The sequence below is a fragment of the Streptomyces sp. NRRL F-4489 genome, assembly GCF_001509485.1.
GTDB lineage: Bacteria > Actinomycetota > Actinomycetes > Streptomycetales > Streptomycetaceae > Streptomyces.
Map to the genome: position 1 here is coordinate 1 of NZ_LLZI01000138.1, position 2,666 is coordinate 2,666.

2 protein-coding genes are annotated in these 2,666 nt (G+C 72.4%); one reads left to right on the top strand and one right to left on the bottom strand.

What is annotated here, in order from left to right; all coding sequences use genetic code 11:
- Positions 1-168: 168 nt before the first annotated feature.
- The gene (locus tag ADL22_RS13285; RefSeq protein ID WP_066977668.1) at positions 169-954 is read left to right on the top strand and encodes an SDR family oxidoreductase; all 786 of its coding nucleotides are present in this window, start codon (positions 169-171) and stop codon (positions 952-954) included.
- Between the two features lie 432 nt (positions 955-1,386).
- Here ADL22_RS13285 and ADL22_RS13290 read toward each other — a convergent pair whose 3' ends face one another.
- Positions 1,387-2,310 (bottom strand): DeoR/GlpR family DNA-binding transcription regulator, encoded by a 924-nt coding sequence (locus ADL22_RS13290; protein WP_234430676.1) that lies wholly within the window; start codon positions 2,308-2,310, stop codon positions 1,387-1,389.
- Positions 2,311-2,666 lie beyond the last annotated feature (356 nt).

Sequence of the window (2,666 nt, forward strand, 5' to 3'; positions counted from 1 at the left end):
GCCCCACCCAGAGCCCCAGCCCCAACCGCCTCACGCAAGAACCCAGCCGCACCTCCCCGCACCCCACCGCGCCAACCCCACACCGTCCCGATCCTCATCGAACCGACCCGCCCGGCCCGAACCGCACCACCATGCACAGGAACGCAGGAACGAACGAAGGAGCCGACCATGCCTCGCCGCACCTACCTCGTCACCGGAGCCGCCTCCGGGATCGGCCGCGCCACCACCACCCTCCTCCGCGACCGGGGCCATACCGTCATCACCGCCGACCTCCAAGGCCAGGACACCGACATCGCGGCAGACCTCGCCACCCTCACCGGACGAGCGCAACTAGCAGATAACGCCCGGCAGTTGACCGCCGGATGCCTCGATGCCGTGATCGCCTGCGCCGGACTCGCCCACTTCCACCCCCGTACCCTCCGCGTCAACTACTTCGGGACGGTCGCCACCCTCGAAGCACTGCGCCCCCTCCTCGCCGCCGGAACCGACCCGCGCGCGGTACTCGTCTCCTCGGCGGCCGCCATCCACCCGCCGGATCCGGCCATCGTCAACGCCGCCCTGGCCGGTGACGAGGACACCGCCGTCGCGGCCGCCCAGGCAGCCATCGACCGGGGCGAGGGCCATACCGTCTACGGTTCCTCCAAGCACGCCCTCGTCCGCTGGCTGCGCCGCACGGCCATCACCGACGACTGGGCGGGCGCCGGCATCCCGCTCAACGCCATCGGGCCCGGCACGGTCACCACACCCATGACCGCGCCGATGCTCGCCGACCCCGCGATGCGCGAGGTTGTCGACGCCAGCGTGCCGATGCCCCTCCACGGCCACGCCCGCCCCGAACAGATAGCCCCCCTCCTCGCCTGGCTGGCCTCCCCCGAGAACACCCACGTCACCGGCCAGATCCTCTTCGCCGACGGCGGCGCCGACGCCACCCTCCGCGGCGACACCGCCTGGTAATGCGCGCCTCCAACACTCCCTCAGACCTCGCCTCCGCCTAGCAACGGGCCTCAGACAGGAAGGGACGCCGCAACCGGGGCGGGGCGCCGCAACTGGGGCCTGGTGCCGCAACTCGGGCGGGTTCGGCAACCGAACCGGCACCGGAGAGGGGGCGCACCCGGCCCCGGCCCCGGCCCCGCAACCGGGGCCGGAGCCGGAGTCGGAGTCGGCCCCCAACACCCGGGCCGGAATCCACCCGACGCCGCAACCAGCGCACGATCCTGGTCCACCCCGTCACCGGAGTCGGGACACGCAGGGACCGGGACCACTCGCAGCCGCAGCCGCAGCCGCAGCCGCAGCCGAAGTCGGAGCTAGCGCAGGAGCCGGGGCCAGGGCCGGAACCACCCCGTAGCCCCAACCAACCCGACCGCCCCACGCACCGCCTCCCGACCACTACCCCCGATCAGCAGCTGCCTGACCCCGCCCCGATCCGGAGCTTGTCCGGGACCCAGACCCGGACTCGGAACCGGCGGCCCCGACCTCGACCCCGTTCCCGCTTCCATCCCCGCGCCCCGACTCCGGCCCGGACAAGCGAGCCGCCACCACCTTCAGCCCCCGCTCCGCGAACTCCCGCCGGGTCTCCTCGCTCACGCCCTCGTCCGTGATGAGGGTGTCGAAGACATCCGCGTCACCGACCCTGGCGAAACACCGGGCACCGACCTTCGACGAGTCCGCGACGACCACGGCCCGCTGGGCACGCTCGGCCATGAGGCGGTTGATCCGCGCCTCCGCCTCGTCGTGCACCGTTGCGCCCATCACCGGATCCACGCCATTGGCTCCGATGAAGGCGAGGTCGACGGAGATCTGCTGAAGCACCAACTCGCTGAACGGCCCCACCAGTTCATAGGACCGCGAATGCGCCACACCACCCGTGAGCACGATCTTGATCTGCGGCCGGACGGCCAGCTCGTTGGCGATGTTCAGCGAGTTGGTCACGATCGTCAGATGCGGCTGCGGACCCGCCTCAGCGAAATCGGGGCGCGTGGCGAGCACCCGGGCGATCGCCGTGGTCGTCGTCCCCCCGCTCAACCCGACCACATGACCGCGCTCCACCAGCCTGGCCGCCGCCTTCGCCACCGCCTCCTTCTCCGCCGAACGGTGCCCGTGCTTGTACCGGATCGGAAGGTCGTACGCCACCGAGCTGAGCACCGCCCCACCCCGGGTGCGGACCAGCAGCTGCTGCTCGGCGAGCGCATCCATGTCGCGCCGCATCGTGGCGGCCGACACCGCCAGCTCGGCCGCCGCCTCCTCGACGTCCACCCGGCCCCGGTCCCCGAGCAGCTCAAGCAGGGCGTTCATTCGTTCATGGCGCTTCATGACGCGAGCCTAATTCGTCCCACCGACAACCTCGCTCCCCACCTCATCCCACTCCTCCCCGGCCCCACCTTGAGCCGTTTCCCCACACAGCGAGCCCCCTCGGGGCTCCCCCCGGAGCCCCGGGGCTCCCACCACGGGGCTCGTTTCCAGGGCCCCCACAACAAGGCTCGTTCACAACAGGGCTCGTTCCCGGGGCTCCCTACCCGAGGGGCTCCGACGACAGGGCTCATTCCGGCGCTCCCTACCCGAGCGGCTGCGCCCAGAGGGCAGCGGCCCGGGGACTGCCGGGTGGCGGGCCCCCGGGACGGGGTACGGACCCAGGGCGGGGCTCCCGGGCACGCCCCCCTTGGGGCGCC

What these genes read in the sequence shown, in the direction of transcription:
- ADL22_RS13285 (WP_066977668.1), top strand. Translation starts at nt 169, where the DNA reads ATGCCTCGCCGCACCTACCTCGTCACCGGAGCCGCCTCCGGGATCGGC.
- ADL22_RS13290 (WP_234430676.1), bottom strand. Translation starts at nt 2,310, where the DNA reads ATGAAGCGCCATGAACGAATGAACGCCCTGCTTGAGCTGCTCGGGGAC.